This window comes from Chitinophaga sp. 01L420 (genome assembly GCF_056399985.1).
Genome location: NZ_JBFTSK010000004.1, coordinates 1 through 17,533 on the forward strand (window position 1 = coordinate 1; position 17,533 = coordinate 17,533).

Sequence of the window (17,533 nt, forward strand, 5' to 3'; positions counted from 1 at the left end):
GGCTTAATCGGGCATTATAATTTGCCTGTCACATTCTTCTTCTCAAGCATTGGTCTGGGAACACAGTGGCCTCCGGCTATCTTTAATTGTGGTAGCAAAGAACGTTAATTTAATTTTATTTTTATATATATCTTTTTGTCAATAACTAATCATTAACAAATTAGATAAGTGAAAAAAACACCAAGAAACCCCCAAAGTATGTCCCCAAAGTTAAAAAGCTATTAAAAGAAAATGACCAGAACGAAGGATTAACATCCGCTCTGGTCATTTACTTTAATAGCTTTAATGCTTTATCTTTTTTGCTCTCTGCTAGAACAGACCACCTTTTTTCAAGGTCACTTTTCCCTGGCCAATTTTAAAGCCATTGTGATAGATCTCTACTGCATAATCGCCTGGTTTGAAATCAGAATTCTGTTTCCAGTCCATGCTGATAGTTTGTTTCTGACCAGTTACATAAGCCACTGTTTTCTTGGCAGTATATAACTTTTCAGTACCGTCTTCCAGTGTAAAACGACCGGAACCCAGTGCTTCTACCGCTAATGGCGCACCATCAGGAGCAGTGATCGCTACAAAAATTTCTTTGTCGCCGGTTGGAGCAATACGGTTATCATCCAGGTCAAAGGTTACACGCATCATATCTGCACGTTTCGCTTTGCTGGTTTCTACCTCTTTGCCATTGTGCTTAACACGGATAGGCAGCAGCTTAATATTAGAAGCATGCAATACAGAACCCAGATCTACTTTTTTATTCAGACTGTCTTTAACAGTAGACACAGAGTCGCGTTCTTTACGCGCTACATCCCTTTCTCCTGCCAATACAATTTTTTCACCTTCCAGGCGCTCAATTGTTTGCTGGTAGCCTTCGATATTGGTTTTCAGTTGCTCAATCAAACGACGGGCTTCTGCCAGCTGTGCCTGTGTAGCATTTTTGTTAGTCAGGATACTGGAGATCCTGGCTTTCATATCCTGTATTTCCTTATCTTTTGTTTTAACAAGACTATCCATCCGGGTGTTCTGTGAAACCAGATCATCCAAACGGGCATTGGCTGCATTATATTCTTGTTGTAAGGCGTCACGTGAAGAAGAGATAGAATCTATCTGCGTGTTTTTTTGTACGATCTGATCGCTGGTTTTGTTCTTATCGTATAACATATATATCCACGTGCCGGCTAATGCTGCGATTAAAATACCGTAAATTAGACCATTGCGGCTACGTGGTTTTTCTGGTCCGGGTGAGCCCGGCGCAGGGGTGTTAAATGTGTTCTCCGTCATAGTTGTGAGTTTTATGTTTATTGTTATATGGTTAAAAATTGTTATTCAAAAGTACTTATAATATTCTTATTTTATAACAGATATAAAACAGTTTTCCAATCGTGCTTCCAAATATTGCGTTAGATCAATTATTACTGCTGGACATAGAAACAACCCCTGCTGCCCCTGCCTTGGAGCAATTATCTGATGATATGCAACAGCTCTGGCGGGACAAAATTGCAAAAACTGCGCCAGTTTCCGGAAATGAGGATTCGGCATACGCTGACAGGGCTGGCATCTACGCTGAATTCGGCAAAATCGTGTGCATTTCCGCCGGCTTCTTCAGCCTCGAGAATAACCGTTATACTTTACGGCTGAAATCGTTTTATAATGATGATGAATCAGTTGTGCTATCTGGTTTTTTAGAATTAATTAATAAGTTCTATGCGAAACACCCCCGGTTTCAGTTCGCCGGACATAACATTAAAGAATTTGATATTCCTTTTATTTGCAGGAGGTCTGTTATCCATCAATTATCTTTGCCGCAGCCTTTACAGCTGCATGGCTTCAAACCCTGGGAAATTCCCATGCTGGACACCCTGCATCTGTGGCGTTTCGGAGACTTTAAACATTATATCTCCCTGAAACTGCTGACGGCCGTTATGGGCATTGACACACCTAAAGACGATATAGACGGCAGCATGGTAGCTAAAGTATACTGGGAACAGAAAGACCTGGAACGCATTGCCGCCTACTGCCAGAAAGATGTGCTGGCTGTGGCGCAGCTGCTGCTAAAGTTTAAACGTGTGCCGGCACTCAAAGAAGAAGATATAATTATCGTAAAATAAAAGCACCCGCTAAAAGCTAAATGCCGATAGCTAACTGCCAAAAGCTAAAGCAATGGATTACCAGGATATCATCAGGGATTGGAAACAACAGAAATTTAAGTCACTGTACTGGCTGGAAGGAGAGGAAGACTTTTTTATTGACCAGGTGACCAGCTATGCGGAACACGAACTGCTGCCGGAATCTGAACAAGGATTCAACCTCACCGTGTTATACGGAAAAGATACCGACTGGAGCACCGTAATCAATGCCTGCCGCCGCTACCCGATGTTTGCAGAAAGACAGGTGGTACTGCTCAAAGAAGCACAGGCTATGCGGGACCTGCTCAAACTGGAAACCTATATCGATAACCCATTGTCTTCTACCGTTTTTGTAGTAGCACACAAACAGGGCAAAATCGATGGCCGGAGTAAAATGGCCAAACTCATTAAAGACAAAGGCGTACTCCTGTCTACCAAAAAATTATATGATAACCAGCTGCCTGCCTGGGTAGAATCCTATGTGAGCAGCCGTGGACTGGCGATTTCCCAAAAAGCAGCCATCCTGCTGGTAGATCATATCGGGAATGACCTGTCCCGTATTGCCAACGAAATAGATAAGCTGCTGGTCAACCTGCCCGCTCAGAAAAAGATCGATGAAGGTGATATTGAAAAGTATGTAGGGATCAGTAAAGAATATAACGTATTTGAATTACAGAATGCCCTCGGGCAAAAGAATACCGCCAGGGTATTTAAGATCATCAGCTACTTTGCGGCCAACCCTAAAGCCGCGCCCATGCAAATGACCCTGCCCGCTCTCTATAATTTCTTCGCCAAAGTAAACCTCATTTTCAGCGTGAAAGGAGCTGAAAAGGAGGTTGCAGCTGCATTAGGCGTACATCCCTTCTTTGTAAAGGACTACATGAGTGCAGCCAGACAATATGGCCCTGAAGGCACCGAGAAAGCGATCCTGCTATTACATCAATACAATCTGCGGAGTATAGGCATTAACGATAGTGGAGTAGAAGATGGAGAATTAATGAAAGAACTGATGTACAAGGTGATGCATTAATACATTATTATTGCATTATAATTATTCCCTATGCAACGCCTCTATGCTGTACTGAAATGTGTTTTAGCCTTTTTCTGCGTGCTGTTCAGTGTTATAATAGTCTTCGTTATTGGTAAAACAGCATTTTTCACGGACTATTTTGAAAAAATGGACAGTCTGGCCAAAAAGATAGCCGGAGCATTCGTTTTATTAACTTTTCTATGGCTTGCCTTTATCCTGTGCCGGTTTGGCTACCGCCTGTTTATGCGGGTGAAAGCCTCCGGGAATCTGCAACGTAAAACAAGTGTGTCGCTGTGGGAAGGAATAATACGGACTATCGTATGTTCCTCGTTAGGCGCCATACTGATGCTTAGTTTTCTCTTTAGACTGGGAACAGATCCTGCCGTATTTTATCGTACAGGGGCGCATATGCTTACGTCTTCTGTTGTGGTTGACTTTTGGTTGGCTATGACACTTAGTAGCATAAGTGGCTTTCTCCTGCTGAGAGCAGGTTATAGAATGTTGAACCAGGTGAAGAAAATAGTGGATGCGGAGGGAACAAGGATTTAGACTTCTTTCGCCAATATCTCTTTCGCCTGTGCGGAATCCTTATCCATCTGCACTATCAATGCATCTACATTATCAAACTTGAGATTGGAACGGATATACTCCACAAAGTATACGGTCAGTTCCTGTCCGTAAAGATCTTCATTAAAATCAAAGAGATGTACTTCGAGGCGGAGGTCTGTGCCGTTGAAAGTAGGACGGAAGCCTATGCTCATCACTGCCGGCAGCAGCTCTGTATGGCCACTGAGTCCAACACGAACCGCATAAATGCCTTCTGCAGGAATCAGTTTTCTTTCATCGCTTAAATGCAGATTGGCAGTGGGGTAGCCCAGCTGACGGCCCATTTTGTCGCCATGCACTACGGTGCCGGTTAAAAAATAAGTGTAGCCAAGTAATTCGTTGGCCAGGCTACAGCCGCCTTCCTGCAAGCGTTTACGGATTTTGGTAGAACTTACCGTGAGGTCATGTACTACCTGCTGCGGAATTTCTATGAGCTTAAACCCATATTGCTGTTGCTCTGCTTCCAGCAGTTCCAGTCCGCCTTCCCGGTTATGACCAAAACGGTGATCATAGCCAATGATAATGGTGTGCGGCTTGAAACGTGCTACCAGGAAGTCTTCCAGGTAACCGCGGGCGGGCATTTCAGAAAATGCTTTGGTAAAAGGCACCACTACCAGGTGGTCTATACCGGCAAGTTCCAGTAAAGCTATCTTTTCGGGTAAGGTGGTGAGTAGTCTGATGTTATTGGGGCTGGGTAACAATACCTCCCGTGGATGCGGGTCAAAGGTAACGATCACGGTTTCCCCGCCACAATCAATGGCAGCCTGCTCCAGTTGCTGGATAATGAAGCTATGGCCTGCATGTACTCCGTCGAAAGTGCCTATTGTGATAACAGCATTTCGGAATTCCGGTAAGTGGTCTAAGTCCCTGTGAACCTTCATATAATTCAATACTATCAAAAACGCCGTGCAAATCTAACACATTCGGCGGGCATTCTGCATGGAATCTGTTACTTTTGCAGCCTGAAGAGCATCTTTAGTTACTTTATTTTTTATTTACATATTTATTTATTTCCCGGTGGATAATAATATTTACGCCAAGCGCGGTGTTTCAGCAGGCAAGGAAGATGTGCATAATGCCATTAAAAACATTGACAAGGGTCTTTTCCCTAAAGCATTCTGCAAAATTGTACCCGATATTTTAGGGGGCGATGATGCATATTGCAATATTATGCACGCAGATGGTGCCGGCACCAAATCATCCCTGGCTTACATTTATTGGAAAGAAACCGGTGATCTGGGCGTATGGAGAGGCATCGCCCAGGATGCTATCATCATGAACATGGACGACCTGCTTTGTGTAGGCGCTACCGATAATATCCTGTTGTCTTCCACCATTGGCCGCAACAAACAGTTGCTGCCAGGTGAAGTGATAGCCGCCATCATTAATGGCACCGAAGAAATTCTTGCAGAACTGCGTAATCATGGCATCAGCATCTATTCCACCGGTGGAGAAACCGCCGATGTAGGAGACCTGGTACGTACCATCATCGTGGATTCTACCGTTACCTGCCGCATGAAACGCGCAGACGTTATTTCCAACGATCGTATTCAGGCGGGAGATGTAGTGGTAGGTCTGGCTTCTTACGGACAGGCTACCTATGAATCCGAATACAATGGCGGCATGGGCAGCAATGGTCTGACCAGCGCCCGTCATGATGTGTTCAACAAGGCCATTGCGGAAAAATACCCGGAAAGCTTTGATCCCAACATTCCTTTTGAACTGGTATTCAGCGGCAAAAAATCACTGACAGATAAAATAGATATTGAAGGCTTCGGTGCAGTAGATGCAGGTAAACTGGTATTATCTCCCACCCGTACCTATGCACCTGTGATCAAAAAAGTGCTGGAGCAATTCCGTCCGCAAATACACGGCATGGTACATTGCAGCGGTGGCGCACAAACCAAAGTGCTGCATTTTATTGAGAAACTGCATGTGATCAAAGATAATCTGTTCCCGGTACCTCCTTTGTTCAGCCTGATCCAGGAACAATCAGGTACGCCGTGGAAAGAAATGTACCAGGTGTTTAACATGGGACACAGAATGGAATTGTATGTGCCGGCAGAAATTGCAGCAGATATCATCGCCATTTCCAAAAGCTTTAACATCGATGCACAGATAATAGGCAGGGTAGAAGCGGCAGAAGAGAAGAAAGTGACTGTGATTGCGCCGGCTGGCACATTTGTGTATTAATAAAATTGTTTTATACATAGCATCCCGTTTCGCCTTCATAACGAAACGGGATTGTTTATTTTATCACCGGGAGAATTTAATCGGAAACATAAACACAACGTTTACTGGTTTCCCTTGCTGTGTACCCGGTTTCCACTGCTGCATCCCGGAGATCACCCGGGTTGCTTCTTCTTCCAGGCCGTACCCAAGACTATCCAATGCCTTTATGTTAGTAACATGCCCGGTAGAATCCAGTGTAAAACGAACCCTGACTGTACCGCTTTTGCGCGCTTTCCAGGCGGCTTTAGGATAACGTATGTTATCGGAAATATACGCTGTCAGCGCTTGCTCGCCACCAGGATAGGCGGGATGTGTTTCCACAAATACAAACCCATTTTCATAAAAGGTGCTATCTCCATTTACGCGGATGGGACGTATGTTACTGTCGGCAACATTTGTTTTTCCGGGAGAAAGATGATGGGAAACGGGCGTGTGGGCGGTGATTGCAGCCAGGAGCACAACCGGGATCAGATATTTGAATGGCATTGGAATAAATATATTTGACTGCAAATGTTATATTTAAAAAAGAAAAGCAGGAGATAATTTTATGATTTTTGTTTTGGAAGAATAAACCTGATGGGAATGTTAAACAGTACATCAACAGGCTTACTACCTATTCTGGCTGGTTTCCATTTAGGCATGTTGCATATTACTCTAATAGCTTCGGCTTCCATGCCATATCCCTTGTAAGGCCCGAGTGGATGGACTTCCCGGATAACACCATCTTTGCTCACGGTAAATTGTACAAAGATGGTTCCACTTACTTTTCCTTTTAATACAGCCGCAGGATATTTTATATTTTTTTTCAGGTAGTTGGTAAGGGCTTCTTCTCCGCCAGGAAAGCTGGGACATACTTCTATAAGACCACAATAGAACCCGTCTTCGATATCAGCGTTAGCTTTCGCATCTGCTGTTTTCACAAGTACTTTTTTAGAGGTATCTGTCGGGAAAACTGTGAGTGCGGTTAGTAAACAGGAAAGGAGAAGCATAGCAGAACTTTTTATATAGACGCCCCTTCCACTATAATCCATAAAAAAGTCCCGGTAGAAACCGGGACCCTTCATGATTGTTGATTGTTTTATAAGTGTTATTGCTGTAAAGTAAATCGTATCGGCAAATTGAACTGCACATTTACTTCCCGGCCGTTCTGTTTGCCGGGCTTCCATTTAGGCATATCTTTCGCTACCCTGATGGCTTCTTCGTCCAGGCCACCACCCTTGAGGGCACCAACTGTTTTAACATCAGCGATGGTGCCGTCATTTCTTACCTGGAACTGTACAAACACAGTACCTTGAGTATTGGTTTTTTGCGCCTCTGCCGGATAGTGAATGGTTTTAGAAATGTATTTAGCGAGAGCTTCTTCTCCGCCCGGGAAAGCAGGTGGTTGTTCTACAAAGTAGAAGACTGCCTCACTGGGAGCTGGGGCTACTACCGCATCACCTTCTTCAAGGACAAAGCGAATCGGCAGATTAAATTGTACTGCTACATTTTTCTTATTTTGCTGTCCCGGCATCCATTTAGGCATACCCTTTACTACCCGGATGGCTTCTTCTTCAAGACCACCACCGCGTTCGGCGCCAATAGTTTTAGGTTCTTTAATGGTACCATCTTTATCTACTATAAACTGAACGAACACGGTGCCCTTAATGCCATTTTCCTGGGCAACTCTCGGATAGCGGATGTTACGCGACAGGTATCTGGACAGGGAATCTTCACCACCTTTAAACATAGGAGGGTGTTCTACAAAAGTGAATACCGCATTGCCGTCTGGTTTAATTATTTTAGGCCGTCTGGTGGTATCACCCGGTGTGGCGCTGATGGCGGCTTCCGGACGAGGATTAAAGGTGGCGTTGGCAGTGGTGGTAAGCACCCGAATGGCGGAAGGATGCTTATCAACCACAAAAGCCAGTGAACAAAAAATGAATGCAGCCAGCGGCAGTACGAGTATACGTCTGAGATAACTGAACCTGGGTGTGTGGAATTGTGTGAGCATAAGGATTCTTCGTTTTATTGGCGGATGGAAAAAATCGTTGGTGAAGCTGAATTGCTTGCTTTGAAAGGCCATTTGAAGAATGGTTTGGGCATAACCCGCTACTTCTTCTCCGGCGGCTTTTTTGTCGGCGAGGAATTCATGTACGAGCGCCAGTTCGCGTTTGATCAGATGAAAAAAGGGATTGATCCAGCAAACAGCAGTGACGATTTCCATGAATAGTTTATCCGTGCTGTGTTTTTCCTGCAGGTGTACGAGTTCATGTTTCAGGATCTGTTGTCCTTCCTGGCTGTTCAGCGAAGTATTTGGATCCCAGAATATATATGTAAAGAAGGAAAAGGGAGCTTTAATGTCATCGTTTTTTACAAAACGGTAAGGTGGTACCTGCTGTACCTGGCTGCTGCGAATCAGTTTTTTAATCTTGAAGAGGCTCACCAGTATACGGGTCATCAATAGGGCGATGATCAGCATATATGCCAGGTTAATCAACATTCCGGAGCTGATCACAGGACTGGCCACCACGGGCATTACTGATTCCCGCAGGGTAATAATGCGGTTGGTATAGGAAAGCACCGTGGAAGGTTCCGGCGTTTGCCCTGGTAAAGGTATTTTTAACAGGGGCGTGAGCAGGGACACGATGGTAATCAGTACCAGGTAATAGCGGTTCCATTGATGGAAGCGGTTATTGCGCAATGCTATATAATAATATGCATATAGTACAGCAGAGCATACGATTACTTTGGCCAGGTAGGTGAGCAACACTGTCATTGTTTTGGTTTTTGCGCGTCTTTAATCTTTTGTACCAGTTTTTCTAATTCAGAGATGCTTAATTCCTTTTCTTTCACAAAAAAAGATACCATGTTACTAAAAGAGCCATCGAAATATCCTTTTACAATATTGTTGACGGTTTTATGGCTATAGGCATCTTTGGTAACCAGGGCAAAATATTGGTGGGATTTGCCGTAGGCTTTATAATCCACAAAGCCTTTTTCTATCAGAATTTTGATGAGGGTAGATACCGTGTTATAATGTGGTTTGGGTTCCGGCATTACTTCTATCATATCTTTCACAAATGCAGGACCTGTTTCCCATAGTGCCTGCATGATCYGCTCTTCGGCTTTGGTAAGCTGTTTCATATGTTTGTTTTAATCGCTGATTCTAAGATATAACTAATTATTTAGTTTTACAACTATTTTTTTAGTTGTAAGGAGATGAACACCGGAGAGGATATTTGATATATTATCACAACGAGTTATTTTTTAATTAGTTATTTTTGTTCGTAACTGATCGTAAAAAATAGAAAGGACATGACGCCTGAACAACCTATCATACAATTAACTAATGCCAGCATATACCAGGGGCAATCCTTGATTTTATCTGATGTGAATATCACGGTGAATAAGGGAGAATTCGTTTATCTCATTGGGAAAACCGGTACTGGTAAATCCAGTCTCTTAAAGACGTTGTATGGTGATTTGCCTTTAAACGATGGTACAGGTCAGGTAGTTGGTTTTGACCTGAAGAAGATGGATTGGAAAAAAGTGCCGTATCTTCGCCGGAATCTGGGTGTGGTGTTCCAGGATTTTCAGTTATTAACAGACCGCAATGTGCATGATAATCTGAAATTTGCGTTACGGGCTACCGGCTGGCAGGATCCAAAGGAGATGGAGAACAAGATTTCGGACGTATTGGATAAAGTGGGATTGGGAACCAAAGGTTTTAAGATGCCTTATGAGCTTTCAGGTGGAGAGCAACAGCGTGTGGACATTGCCCGTGCTATGCTGAATTCGCCCAAGCTGATCCTGGCAGATGAGCCTACAGGTAACCTGGATCCGGAAACCTCCGATGGTATTATGCAGTTGTTATTCCGTATTTGCCGGGAGGGAACTGCCATCGTAATGGCCACACACGATTATATTGTATTACAAAAATTCCCGTCAAGAGTACTACGTACGGAAAACGGGTATGTAACAGATAATGCCGCAGTAAATTTTTCTTCTTAGGAGTTGTTGAAGAAGAAATATTTACAAATGGTCATTATCACTCATTTATTATTAATTTCCTGTTAATTGGTAATTCCTATTTTTTAAATTACCTTTGCACCGGAAAAATAGCGACAAAAAACATTATTATTACTTATTATTTTTAAAGATGTCTTACTTAACTGTTGAAAAGAAAGCCAATATTTTTAAGGAATTTGGTGGAAGCGAAAAAAATACAGGCTCTTCGGAAGCACAAATTGCACTGCTGACTGAGCGTATCAACAGCATTTCCGGTCACCTGAAACAAAACAAAAAAGATTTTTCTACCCACCGTGGTTTGATGAAGATGGTTGGCCAGAGAAAGCGTTTGCTTTCCTATTTATCTAAAACCAACCTCACAGGCTACCGTGCCCTCATCGAGAAGTTAGGTATCAGAAAATAACCATGACTTATTTATAGCGCTATTCCCAACTTTTTAGGTTGGGAATAGTTTTTTTGTATGTATACCTTTTGTTATCCTTTAGCGATCAAAAAAGGATAACTTTATATTTAATCCTCACTTTATTATGAATCTGACACCTATTTCAGTGAAGTTCGATATAGGAGACGGTCGTATGGTGACCATCGAAACTGGCAAGTTGGCCCGTCAGGCTGACGGTGCTGTTACGGTGCGTTTAGGGAATGCCATTTTGCTGGCCACTGTGGTAGCAAATAAGGAACCCAAACCAGGCCAGTCGTTCTTCCCCCTTACAGTTGATTACCAGGAAAAATTTGCTTCTGCCGGTCGTATACCCGGTTCCTTTTTCAAACGTGAAGGCCGGTTGTCTGATTCAGAGGTACTCATTTCCCGTCTGATTGACCGCGCTCTGCGTCCCCTGTTCCCCGATAACTACTTATGCGAAGTACAGGTATTAGTTTCCCTGATTTCTTCCGATCCTGAAGTAATGCCTGATGCGCTGGCTTGTTTGGCTGCATCTGCTGCACTGGCCGTTTCTGACGTGCCTATCCAGGAAATTATTTCTGAAGCCCGTGTTGCCCGTATCGATGGCAAATACGTTATCAACCCTAACCGTACTGAGCTGGCTAAAGCTGATATGGACTTCATCATTGGTGCTACTGACAAGAACATCATGATGGTGGAAGGCGAAAGTAAAGAGTGCCAGGAAGAAGACCTGATCCTCGCTATCGAGGCAGCACACGCTGCTATCAAGGTGCAGGTGAAGGCGCAGGAACAACTGCGTGATCTGAAAGGTGTAACCGGTAAACGTGAATACACCCAGCCTCACCAGAATGAAGAACTGAAAGCGAAAATAGCAGCTTTTGCTACTCAAAAAATATACACAGTGGCTAAGTCAGCTTCTGCCAAGCACGATCGCAGCGATGCGTTTGCAGCTATCGGCGTGGAACTGAAAGAGCACCTGGGCGAATTGCCGGAAGAAGATCAACCGCTGGTAAAAGAATACCTGCATGATCTGGAAAAAGAAGTGATCCGCAACATGATCCTGGATGAATCCGTTCGTCTGGATGGTCGTGCACTGGATCAGGTTCGTCCACTGGCAATGGAAACAGATATCCTGCCTTCCCCGCACGGTTCTGCCCTGTTTACTCGTGGCGAAACACAGTCCCTGACTACTGTTACCCTCGGTACACCGGAAGATGAACTGCTGGTAGAAAGTGCAGCTGTTTCCAACTACTCCAAATTCATTCTGCATTACAATTTCCCTCCATTCTCTACAGGTGAAGTGAAAATGATGCGCGGCCCTGGTCGTCGTGAAGTTGGACATGGTAACCTGGCCATGCGCTCCCTGAAGCAAATGATGCCGGGCAGCGACTACGCTTACACCGTGAGAGTAGTTTCTGATATCCTCGAATCTAACGGTTCTTCCTCCATGGCTACCGTATGTGCTGGTTCACTGGCACTGATGGACGCAGGTGTACCTTTGCCTAAACACGTATCTGGTGTGGCAATGGGTCTTATCTCCCGCGCTTCCGATGGTAAATGGGCGGTATTAACCGATATCCTTGGTGATGAAGATCACCTGGGTGATATGGACTTCAAAGTAACCGGTACCCGTGATGGTATTGTGGGTATACAGATGGACATTAAAGTAGATGGTTTAAGCATGGACGTAATGCGCTCCGCGCTGGCTCAGGCTAAGAAAGGTCGCTTACACATCGTGGAAGCCATGTACGAAGCATTCCCTGCTGCACGTCCTGAACCTAAACCACATGCACCACGCATGGAAAAGATTATCATCGACCGTGAATTTATCGGCGCTGTAATCGGACCCGGTGGTAAAATTATACAGGAGATTCAACGCGAAACCGGTACTACTATCAACATCGAAGAAGTTGGTGAAACCGGTGAAGTTAGCATCTTCTCTGCTCAGAAAGAAAGCCTCGATAAAGCAGTTGCATGGGTAAAAGGAATCATTGCTATACCTGAAGTAGGTGAAGTATATGAGTCCGTTGTTAAATCCATCATGCCTTATGGTGCTTTTGTTGAGTTCATGCCTGGTAAACAAGGCTTACTCCACATCTCTGAAGTTTCCTGGAAACGCCTGGAAACAATGGAAGGTGTGCTGACAGAAGGCGAAAAAGTGAAAGTGAAGCTGACTGGTACTGATCCTAAAACCGGTAAGTTTAAGCTGAGCCGCAAAGTGCTCATGCCTAAACCAGAAGGTTACGTAGAAAGACCAGAACGCGAAGAGCGCGGCGAACGTGATTTCCGTGACGACAGACGTGGCGGAGATGACAGACGTGGTGGTGGCGACAGACGTGGTCCCCGTGACGACAGACGTGGCGGTGATGACAGACGCGGTGGTGGCGGCGACAGACGTGATTTCAACCGCGATGGCAACCGTGGCGGCGGAGATTACAACTCCCGTCCGGAAAAACCACAGGAGCCTACCTTTGATGCCGAATAGGCGCTGTTATAGCTAGCAGATAACTGGAATTAAATACGAAGAAAAGCAGTCTCTACGGAGGCTGCTTTTTTAGCTATTAGCCATTAGCTTTTAGCTGTTAGTAAAAATGCAGCGAAGAAGGAGTGATCAATCTTCTTCTTCGCTGCATTTTTATTTTTAATGGGAAAAGGTGTGAAATTTCCGTTTTTGTTGCATTTTTAACTTTCATCTGGCTTTTATTGGCGAAACGCTCCAATATTTCCGTTTTTCGCGCGATACACCACTTTCAGTCAAATTAATGCGCTTTAATGGCCTTAAATTTCCGTTTTTATTTGTTTTTAGCGGTCGACCGTCCGGTAATTACTCGTTACCGCTTTGTTAGCTGCTCTACCCGGAAAGTGCTTTCACGGAAAATTTCCCGGCCACTGTTTAAGCGGAATACCCGGTAGTTACTACCGTCTATAGGTTCTGCAATCATTTTATAGGCGGGTTGCAATGCTTTGGTACTTCTGTCGATCACTCTCACGGTTCCTGCTGCCAGCAGATCCGGTAGTATTTCTTCTACGTATGGTAACATGATACCACCGTCTTCGGCCCATAACATGTTCATTCTGCCCGTACTATAGCTGAAGTCCTTGTTGGTGGTATCTTCCAGGTAGCAATAAGCTTTACGGAAGTGATTACCCATATCAATGGCATTCAGGCGGGTAAACTGCACACTATTGAACACTTTATTGCTGTATTTGGCGTTGCGGAGCGTAGTGTCCATGCTTACCATATAATCGCGGAGATTGCTCCGTTCGAAGATCAGTGTTACATTCTCGGTTTGATACACAATAGAGTCGATGATCGGTTCTACAGGTTGTCTTACTTTGATAACCTGGGCCATTCCGGATATGGACAACGCCACGCCGGCCAGCAGGAGGAATAGTGCTTTCATAGGATATTTAATATTATTTATTAATCAAATATAATACTATTCACATTAATATGTATAAAGACAGTCCCTGTGTCAGGTGGATATAGGTAAGCCGCCTATAAATTATCGTTATATCAGCCGATTAGCTACCTGTTAGCCGCTGAAAGCTAGCGGCTAATGGCTATCTTTGCCCTCTATGTCTTACATTGCTATTACGATGCGTGCAGGTGCAGAGCAGTCTGACCTGTTGATTGCGCAATTATCTGTGTTGAATTATGAGGGATTTGAAGAGCAAACGGATGCCCTCATCGCTTACATTCCGGAAACTGATTTTGATGAAGCAGCGTTGCAGGAAATCCTGCAGCCTCAGGGAGTTACCTATACAAAAGAAACTATTTTACCTGCTAACTGGAATGCGTTGTGGGAGAGTAATTTTGAGCCTGTGCAGGTAGATGATTTTTGCGGAATCCGGGCGGATTTTCATCCTCCTTTTAACCCCAAACCAGCCTATGAGATTGTGATTACACCTAAAATGGCCTTTGGTACGGGGCATCACGCCACTACTTCTTCCATGATAAAGCTGATGGAAGACATCGATTTTGTGGGTAAAAAAGTATTTGATTTTGGCACCGGTACAGGTATACTGGCTWTACTGGCTGAAATGATGGGAGCGGCCACAGCAGATGCTATTGACTATGATGAATGGGCCGTAAACAATACGCTGGAGAATATTACCGCTAACCAGATGAGTAAAGTAAAAGTATGGCAGGCGGATCGGCTTGATGCCATTACCGAAAAATATGATATATTGCTGGCGAATATCAACTGTAACATCTTATTACAATTTATGGGGGATATGCACGGCCTGATTCAACCTGGAGGCAAATTACTGTTAAGTGGCATCTTACCTACCGATGAAGAAAATATTGTAGCCGCCGCTGTTTTACAGGGATTTGTAAAGGAAAAGAGGATCGAAAAGGATAACTGGCTCGCCCTGCAATTTGAAGTGCCTGTACCGTAATAGAGTAAAAGTTACATATAAAAAGTGTTGATAATCCAACTTTTGTGTTATAATCTTTTCTAATATTGTCTCTATTTTAACACAGAATTTGTTATCTTAGCATTCCTAACTTGTAGTGATGGTAGAAATTTTATTGCTTATTGGTGCTTATCTGATCGGATCTGTTCCCACAGCTGTCTGGGTAAGTAAAGGCGTTTTTGGTATGGATATCAGGGAGTATGGTAGCGGCAATGCCGGTGCTACCAATACTTTTAGGGTACTGGGTCCTAAGGCCGGTACTTTTGTAATGGTAGTTGACATGCTGAAAGGCGTGTTAGCAGTACGTTTAGCTTATCTGGCCCCTTATTATCAGGACCATACTAATCTCACGCAGCTGGTAAATCTTCAGATCGGACTTGGCCTGGCTGCTGTAGTAGGTCATATTTTCCCTATCTGGGCAAATTTTAAAGGAGGTAAAGGTATTGCCACCCTGTTTGGCCTGGTACTGGCTATTCAGCCACTGGTTGCTTTATGCTGTGTAGGTGTTTTCTTAATGATCCTGTTTTTAACAAGATATGTATCTCTCAGTTCTATTATTGCCAGCATCGCATTTCCGATACTGATCCTTTATATTTTTAATGAGCCTGAGATATTTTATCGCATCTTCGCTATAGCTGTGGCGCTGATGGTGGTATTAACCCATCAGAAAAACATTACACGATTGTTGAAAGGAGTCGAGAGTAAAGTGCCGTTATTTAAGAATAAAAAGGACAAAAACTAGTTATAGTTATATAGTAAAAGCATGAAGCTGGAAGCGATGGCCAATAAAATGTGCATGCTTTTTGCTTTGTGCTTTTTGCGTTTAACGCGATTTAAATTAATGCTCCCATGAAAAAGTATGTCTTATTCTTTACTGCTAGCCTTGCATTAGCCGCCTGTTCGCGCGTTCCTATTACTGGCCGCAGTCAGTTGAACCTCCTTCCTGAAAGTACTATGCAGTCAATGGCACTGCAGGAGTATCAGAGTTTTTTATCGTCCAACAAGGTGGTGGCTCAAACAACCAGTAAAGATGCTGAAATGGTAAAAAGAGTGGGGCAGCGCATTGCTGCCGCTGTTACCAGGTACATGACCCAAAACAATATGGGCAACGAAGTAGCCAGTTATAAATGGGAATTCAACCTCGTAGATAATAAAGAAGTGAATGCCTGGTGCATGCCAGGTGGTAAAGTAGTAGTATATACCGGTCTGCTGCCTGTTACACAAAATGAAACGGCACTGGCCTGCGTAATGGGACATGAAATAGCGCATGCTATCGCCCGTCACGGTAACGAGCGTATGAGCCAGGGACTGGTAGTGCAGGGGATTCAGGTGGCAGGTGCTGTGGCGCTGAATAAAAACCCCACTGCTGTAAACCTGTTTAATCAGGCTTTTGGTGTAGGTGGTAATATGGGCATGCTGGCGTTTTCACGTGCCAATGAACTCGAAGCCGATCACCTGGGTGTTATATTTATGGCGATGGCCGGATACAATCCACAGGAATCCATTCCTTTCTGGACACGCATGGCAAATATGAGCAAGGGACAAAAGCCACCTGAGTTTCTGAGTACGCACCCCAGCGATGCTACCCGTGTACAGAAATTGCAGCAGCTGATGCCGGAAGCGATGAAGTATTATACACCGGGAAAAGTGTAAAGCATAAAGGATAAAGTAAAAAGCTATTAAGGCGAATGAATAAAGCGAATATGTTCCGCTCTATTCATTCGCCTTAATAGCTTTTTACTTTGTGCCTTATGCTTTCTCTGTAATAATATCTATTACTTTTTTATTCTTCTGCACTTTCATTTTCTCTGGTACATGCGCCAGGATTTCTTTCTTGAAAGCCTCTATCAGCGCTTGCTTTATAAAGTGGCGGTGGGTAACGAGACTGATTTCCCGTACTGGTTCCGGCGCCTTAAAGTAGCGTACCATATTCAGTTGCCGGGTAGTAAGATCCTGTAAGGACAGCTCTGGTAAAATGGTATATCCTTCGTTGAGGTCCACCATTCTTTTCAGGGTTTCCACACTACCTGTATTGTATTCCAGGTTTTTGTTATCGCCCATGGTGAATTTATCTTTACAGATATTCAGCACCTGGTTGCGCATACAATGTCCTTCATTCAGCAGCCATACATCTTTGATGTCCAGCTCTTCTGCTTTCACTATTTTCTTCTCGTATAAAGCATTGCTTTTGRCAGTGTATACTACAAAGGATTCGTAGAACAGGGGATGTTCTTCCAGGTGAGGGTTATGCAGGGGAGTGGCCAGTAAACCGCAATCCAGCAGTTCCTGTTTCAGCTGTTGCATAATCTGTTCTGTCGGGTATTCCCATATTTCCAGTTTTACCTTCGGATATTTTTTCATGAACCCGGTGAGAATGCGGGGCAGCAGATAGGGAGCCAGTGTAGGGATAATGCCTACTTTCAGGTTGCCCTGTACTTCTTTTTTCTGGTCTGCAATGATTTCCCGGATGCGGGCATTTTCCTTGATAATAATCCTTGCTTGTGCTACCACAGAAATACCTATTTCAGTAGGGACTACCGGTAATTTGCTACGATCAAACAATTTAATGCCTAATTCATCCTCCAGTTTTTGTATCTGCATGCTTAGCGTTGGCTGGGTCACAAAGCATTTCTCTGCTGCCATGATAAAACTTCTGTAAGTATCTACCGCAACAATATACTCCAATTGAACTGTCGTCATTTTCCTCTAAAT

The 17,533-nt window shown here is 44.0% G+C and carries 18 protein-coding genes; 10 read left to right on the plus strand and 8 right to left on the minus strand.

Features of this window, described 5'->3' with window-relative positions; genetic code table 11:
• Positions 1 to 309 precede the first annotated feature (309 nt).
• Complete coding sequence (locus AC1DP6_RS05260) at positions 310 to 1,272, minus strand: zinc ribbon domain-containing protein (protein ID WP_477053887.1); 963 nt, start codon at positions 1,270 to 1,272, stop codon at positions 310 to 312.
• Between the two features lie 101 nt (positions 1,273 to 1,373).
• Between AC1DP6_RS05260 and AC1DP6_RS05265 the strand changes: the two genes are divergently transcribed.
• The 3 genes from AC1DP6_RS05265 to AC1DP6_RS05275 are packed head-to-tail and all read left to right on the plus strand — an operon-like array spanning position 1,374 to position 3,696.
• Entirely contained in the window at positions 1,374 to 2,099 is a 726-nt protein-coding gene (locus tag AC1DP6_RS05265; protein WP_477021769.1) for a ribonuclease H-like domain-containing protein, read from the plus strand.
• Positions 2,100 to 2,151: 52 nt separating this feature from the next.
• Complete coding sequence (holA, locus tag AC1DP6_RS05270; protein WP_477053888.1) at positions 2,152 to 3,147, plus strand: DNA polymerase III subunit delta; 996 nt, start codon at positions 2,152 to 2,154, stop codon at positions 3,145 to 3,147.
• 30 nt (positions 3,148 to 3,177) lie between these two features.
• Positions 3,178 to 3,696: a hypothetical protein gene (locus tag AC1DP6_RS05275; RefSeq protein ID WP_477053889.1), complete on the plus strand. Its 519-nt coding sequence runs from the start codon at positions 3,178 to 3,180 to the stop codon at positions 3,694 to 3,696.
• On the opposite strand, the gene AC1DP6_RS05280 is transcribed toward AC1DP6_RS05275, so the two are convergent.
• Positions 3,693 to 4,634 carry a bifunctional riboflavin kinase/FAD synthetase gene (locus AC1DP6_RS05280; protein ID WP_477053890.1) on the minus strand — a complete coding sequence of 314 codons (942 nt, stop codon included), beginning with the start codon at positions 4,632 to 4,634 and terminating at the stop codon, positions 3,693 to 3,695. The genes AC1DP6_RS05275 and AC1DP6_RS05280 overlap by 4 nt on opposite strands.
• 136 nt (positions 4,635 to 4,770) lie before the next feature.
• Here AC1DP6_RS05280 and AC1DP6_RS05285 point away from each other — a divergent pair, with 136 nt between their 5' ends.
• A complete protein-coding gene (locus tag AC1DP6_RS05285) occupies positions 4,771 to 5,946 on the plus strand; it encodes an AIR synthase related protein (RefSeq protein ID WP_477021773.1) in 1,176 nt (391 codons plus the stop codon).
• A gap of 63 nt (positions 5,947 to 6,009) precedes the next feature.
• Here AC1DP6_RS05285 and AC1DP6_RS05290 read toward each other — a convergent pair whose 3' ends face one another.
• The 4 genes from AC1DP6_RS05290 to AC1DP6_RS05305 all read right to left on the minus strand — a co-directional run bounded on the left by AC1DP6_RS05290 (position 6,010) and on the right by AC1DP6_RS05305 (position 9,111).
• Complete coding sequence (locus tag AC1DP6_RS05290; protein WP_477053891.1) at positions 6,010 to 6,471, minus strand: energy transducer TonB; 462 nt, start codon at positions 6,469 to 6,471, stop codon at positions 6,010 to 6,012.
• A 59-nt stretch (positions 6,472 to 6,530) separates the two neighbouring features.
• Positions 6,531 to 6,974 carry an energy transducer TonB gene (locus AC1DP6_RS05295; protein WP_477053892.1) on the minus strand — a complete coding sequence of 148 codons (444 nt, stop codon included), beginning with the start codon at positions 6,972 to 6,974 and terminating at the stop codon, positions 6,531 to 6,533.
• Between the two features lie 98 nt (positions 6,975 to 7,072).
• The gene (locus tag AC1DP6_RS05300; RefSeq protein WP_477053893.1) at positions 7,073 to 8,743 is read right to left on the minus strand and encodes a TonB family protein; all 1,671 of its coding nucleotides are present in this window, start codon (positions 8,741 to 8,743) and stop codon (positions 7,073 to 7,075) included.
• Complete coding sequence (locus AC1DP6_RS05305; RefSeq protein WP_477053894.1) at positions 8,740 to 9,111, minus strand: BlaI/MecI/CopY family transcriptional regulator; 372 nt, start codon at positions 9,109 to 9,111, stop codon at positions 8,740 to 8,742. Before AC1DP6_RS05305 ends, AC1DP6_RS05300 begins: the two co-directional genes overlap by 4 nt.
• Positions 9,112 to 9,282: 171 nt before the next feature.
• On the opposite strand from AC1DP6_RS05305, the gene AC1DP6_RS05310 reads away from it, so the two are divergent.
• The 3 genes from AC1DP6_RS05310 (at position 9,283) to AC1DP6_RS05320 (ending at position 12,884) form a co-directional block, all read left to right on the plus strand.
• The gene (locus AC1DP6_RS05310) at positions 9,283 to 9,978 is read left to right on the plus strand and encodes a cell division ATP-binding protein FtsE (RefSeq protein ID WP_133810138.1); all 696 of its coding nucleotides are present in this window, start codon (positions 9,283 to 9,285) and stop codon (positions 9,976 to 9,978) included.
• A 148-nt stretch (positions 9,979 to 10,126) separates the two neighbouring features.
• Entirely contained in the window at positions 10,127 to 10,399 is a 273-nt protein-coding gene (gene rpsO / locus AC1DP6_RS05315) for a 30S ribosomal protein S15 (RefSeq protein ID WP_106528148.1), read from the plus strand.
• A gap of 124 nt (positions 10,400 to 10,523) precedes the next feature.
• A complete protein-coding gene (locus tag AC1DP6_RS05320) occupies positions 10,524 to 12,884 on the plus strand; it encodes a polyribonucleotide nucleotidyltransferase (protein ID WP_477021777.1) in 2,361 nt (786 codons plus the stop codon).
• A gap of 346 nt (positions 12,885 to 13,230) precedes the next feature.
• Here the strand turns inward: AC1DP6_RS05320 and AC1DP6_RS05325 are convergent, their stop codons facing one another.
• Entirely contained in the window at positions 13,231 to 13,803 is a 573-nt protein-coding gene (locus AC1DP6_RS05325) for a hypothetical protein (RefSeq protein ID WP_477053895.1), read from the minus strand.
• Positions 13,804 to 13,978: 175 nt separating this feature from the next.
• On the opposite strand from AC1DP6_RS05325, the gene prmA reads away from it, so the two are divergent.
• The 3 genes from prmA (at position 13,979) to AC1DP6_RS05340 (ending at position 16,474) form a co-directional block, all read left to right on the plus strand.
• Entirely contained in the window at positions 13,979 to 14,803 is an 825-nt protein-coding gene (prmA, locus tag AC1DP6_RS05330; RefSeq protein WP_477053896.1) for a 50S ribosomal protein L11 methyltransferase, read from the plus strand.
• Positions 14,804 to 14,921: 118 nt separating this feature from the next.
• Positions 14,922 to 15,563, plus strand: coding sequence for a glycerol-3-phosphate 1-O-acyltransferase PlsY (gene plsY, locus AC1DP6_RS05335; RefSeq protein ID WP_477053897.1), 642 nt, complete (start codon positions 14,922 to 14,924; stop codon positions 15,561 to 15,563).
• A gap of 107 nt (positions 15,564 to 15,670) precedes the next feature.
• Entirely contained in the window at positions 15,671 to 16,474 is an 804-nt protein-coding gene (locus tag AC1DP6_RS05340) for a M48 family metallopeptidase (protein WP_477053898.1), read from the plus strand.
• Between the two features lie 96 nt (positions 16,475 to 16,570).
• Here AC1DP6_RS05340 and AC1DP6_RS05345 read toward each other — a convergent pair whose 3' ends face one another.
• Complete coding sequence (locus AC1DP6_RS05345) at positions 16,571 to 17,521, minus strand: LysR substrate-binding domain-containing protein (RefSeq protein WP_477053899.1); 951 nt, start codon at positions 17,519 to 17,521, stop codon at positions 16,571 to 16,573.
• Positions 17,522 to 17,533 lie beyond the last annotated feature (12 nt).

Bases quoted from the DNA above. Each gene is read 5' to 3' on its own strand.
- AC1DP6_RS05260 (WP_477053887.1), bottom strand. From the start codon at position 1,272: ATGACGGAGAACACATTTAACACCCCTGCGCCGGGCTCACCCGGACCA.
- holA (WP_477053888.1), top strand. From the start codon at position 2,152: ATGGATTACCAGGATATCATCAGGGATTGGAAACAACAGAAATTTAAG.
- AC1DP6_RS05275 (WP_477053889.1), top strand. From the start codon at position 3,178: ATGCAACGCCTCTATGCTGTACTGAAATGTGTTTTAGCCTTTTTCTGC.
- AC1DP6_RS05280 (WP_477053890.1), bottom strand. From the start codon at position 4,634: ATGAAGGTTCACAGGGACTTAGACCACTTACCGGAATTCCGAAATGCT.
- AC1DP6_RS05290 (WP_477053891.1), bottom strand. From the start codon at position 6,471: ATGCCATTCAAATATCTGATCCCGGTTGTGCTCCTGGCTGCAATCACC.
- AC1DP6_RS05295 (WP_477053892.1), bottom strand. From the start codon at position 6,974: ATGCTTCTCCTTTCCTGTTTACTAACCGCACTCACAGTTTTCCCGACA.
- AC1DP6_RS05300 (WP_477053893.1), bottom strand. From the start codon at position 8,743: ATGACAGTGTTGCTCACCTACCTGGCCAAAGTAATCGTATGCTCTGCT.
- AC1DP6_RS05310 (WP_133810138.1), top strand. From the start codon at position 9,283: ATGACGCCTGAACAACCTATCATACAATTAACTAATGCCAGCATATAC.
- rpsO (WP_106528148.1), top strand. From the start codon at position 10,127: ATGTCTTACTTAACTGTTGAAAAGAAAGCCAATATTTTTAAGGAATTT.
- AC1DP6_RS05320 (WP_477021777.1), top strand. From the start codon at position 10,524: ATGAATCTGACACCTATTTCAGTGAAGTTCGATATAGGAGACGGTCGT.
- AC1DP6_RS05325 (WP_477053895.1), bottom strand. From the start codon at position 13,803: ATGAAAGCACTATTCCTCCTGCTGGCCGGCGTGGCGTTGTCCATATCC.
- plsY (WP_477053897.1), top strand. From the start codon at position 14,922: ATGGTAGAAATTTTATTGCTTATTGGTGCTTATCTGATCGGATCTGTT.
- AC1DP6_RS05340 (WP_477053898.1), top strand. From the start codon at position 15,671: ATGAAAAAGTATGTCTTATTCTTTACTGCTAGCCTTGCATTAGCCGCC.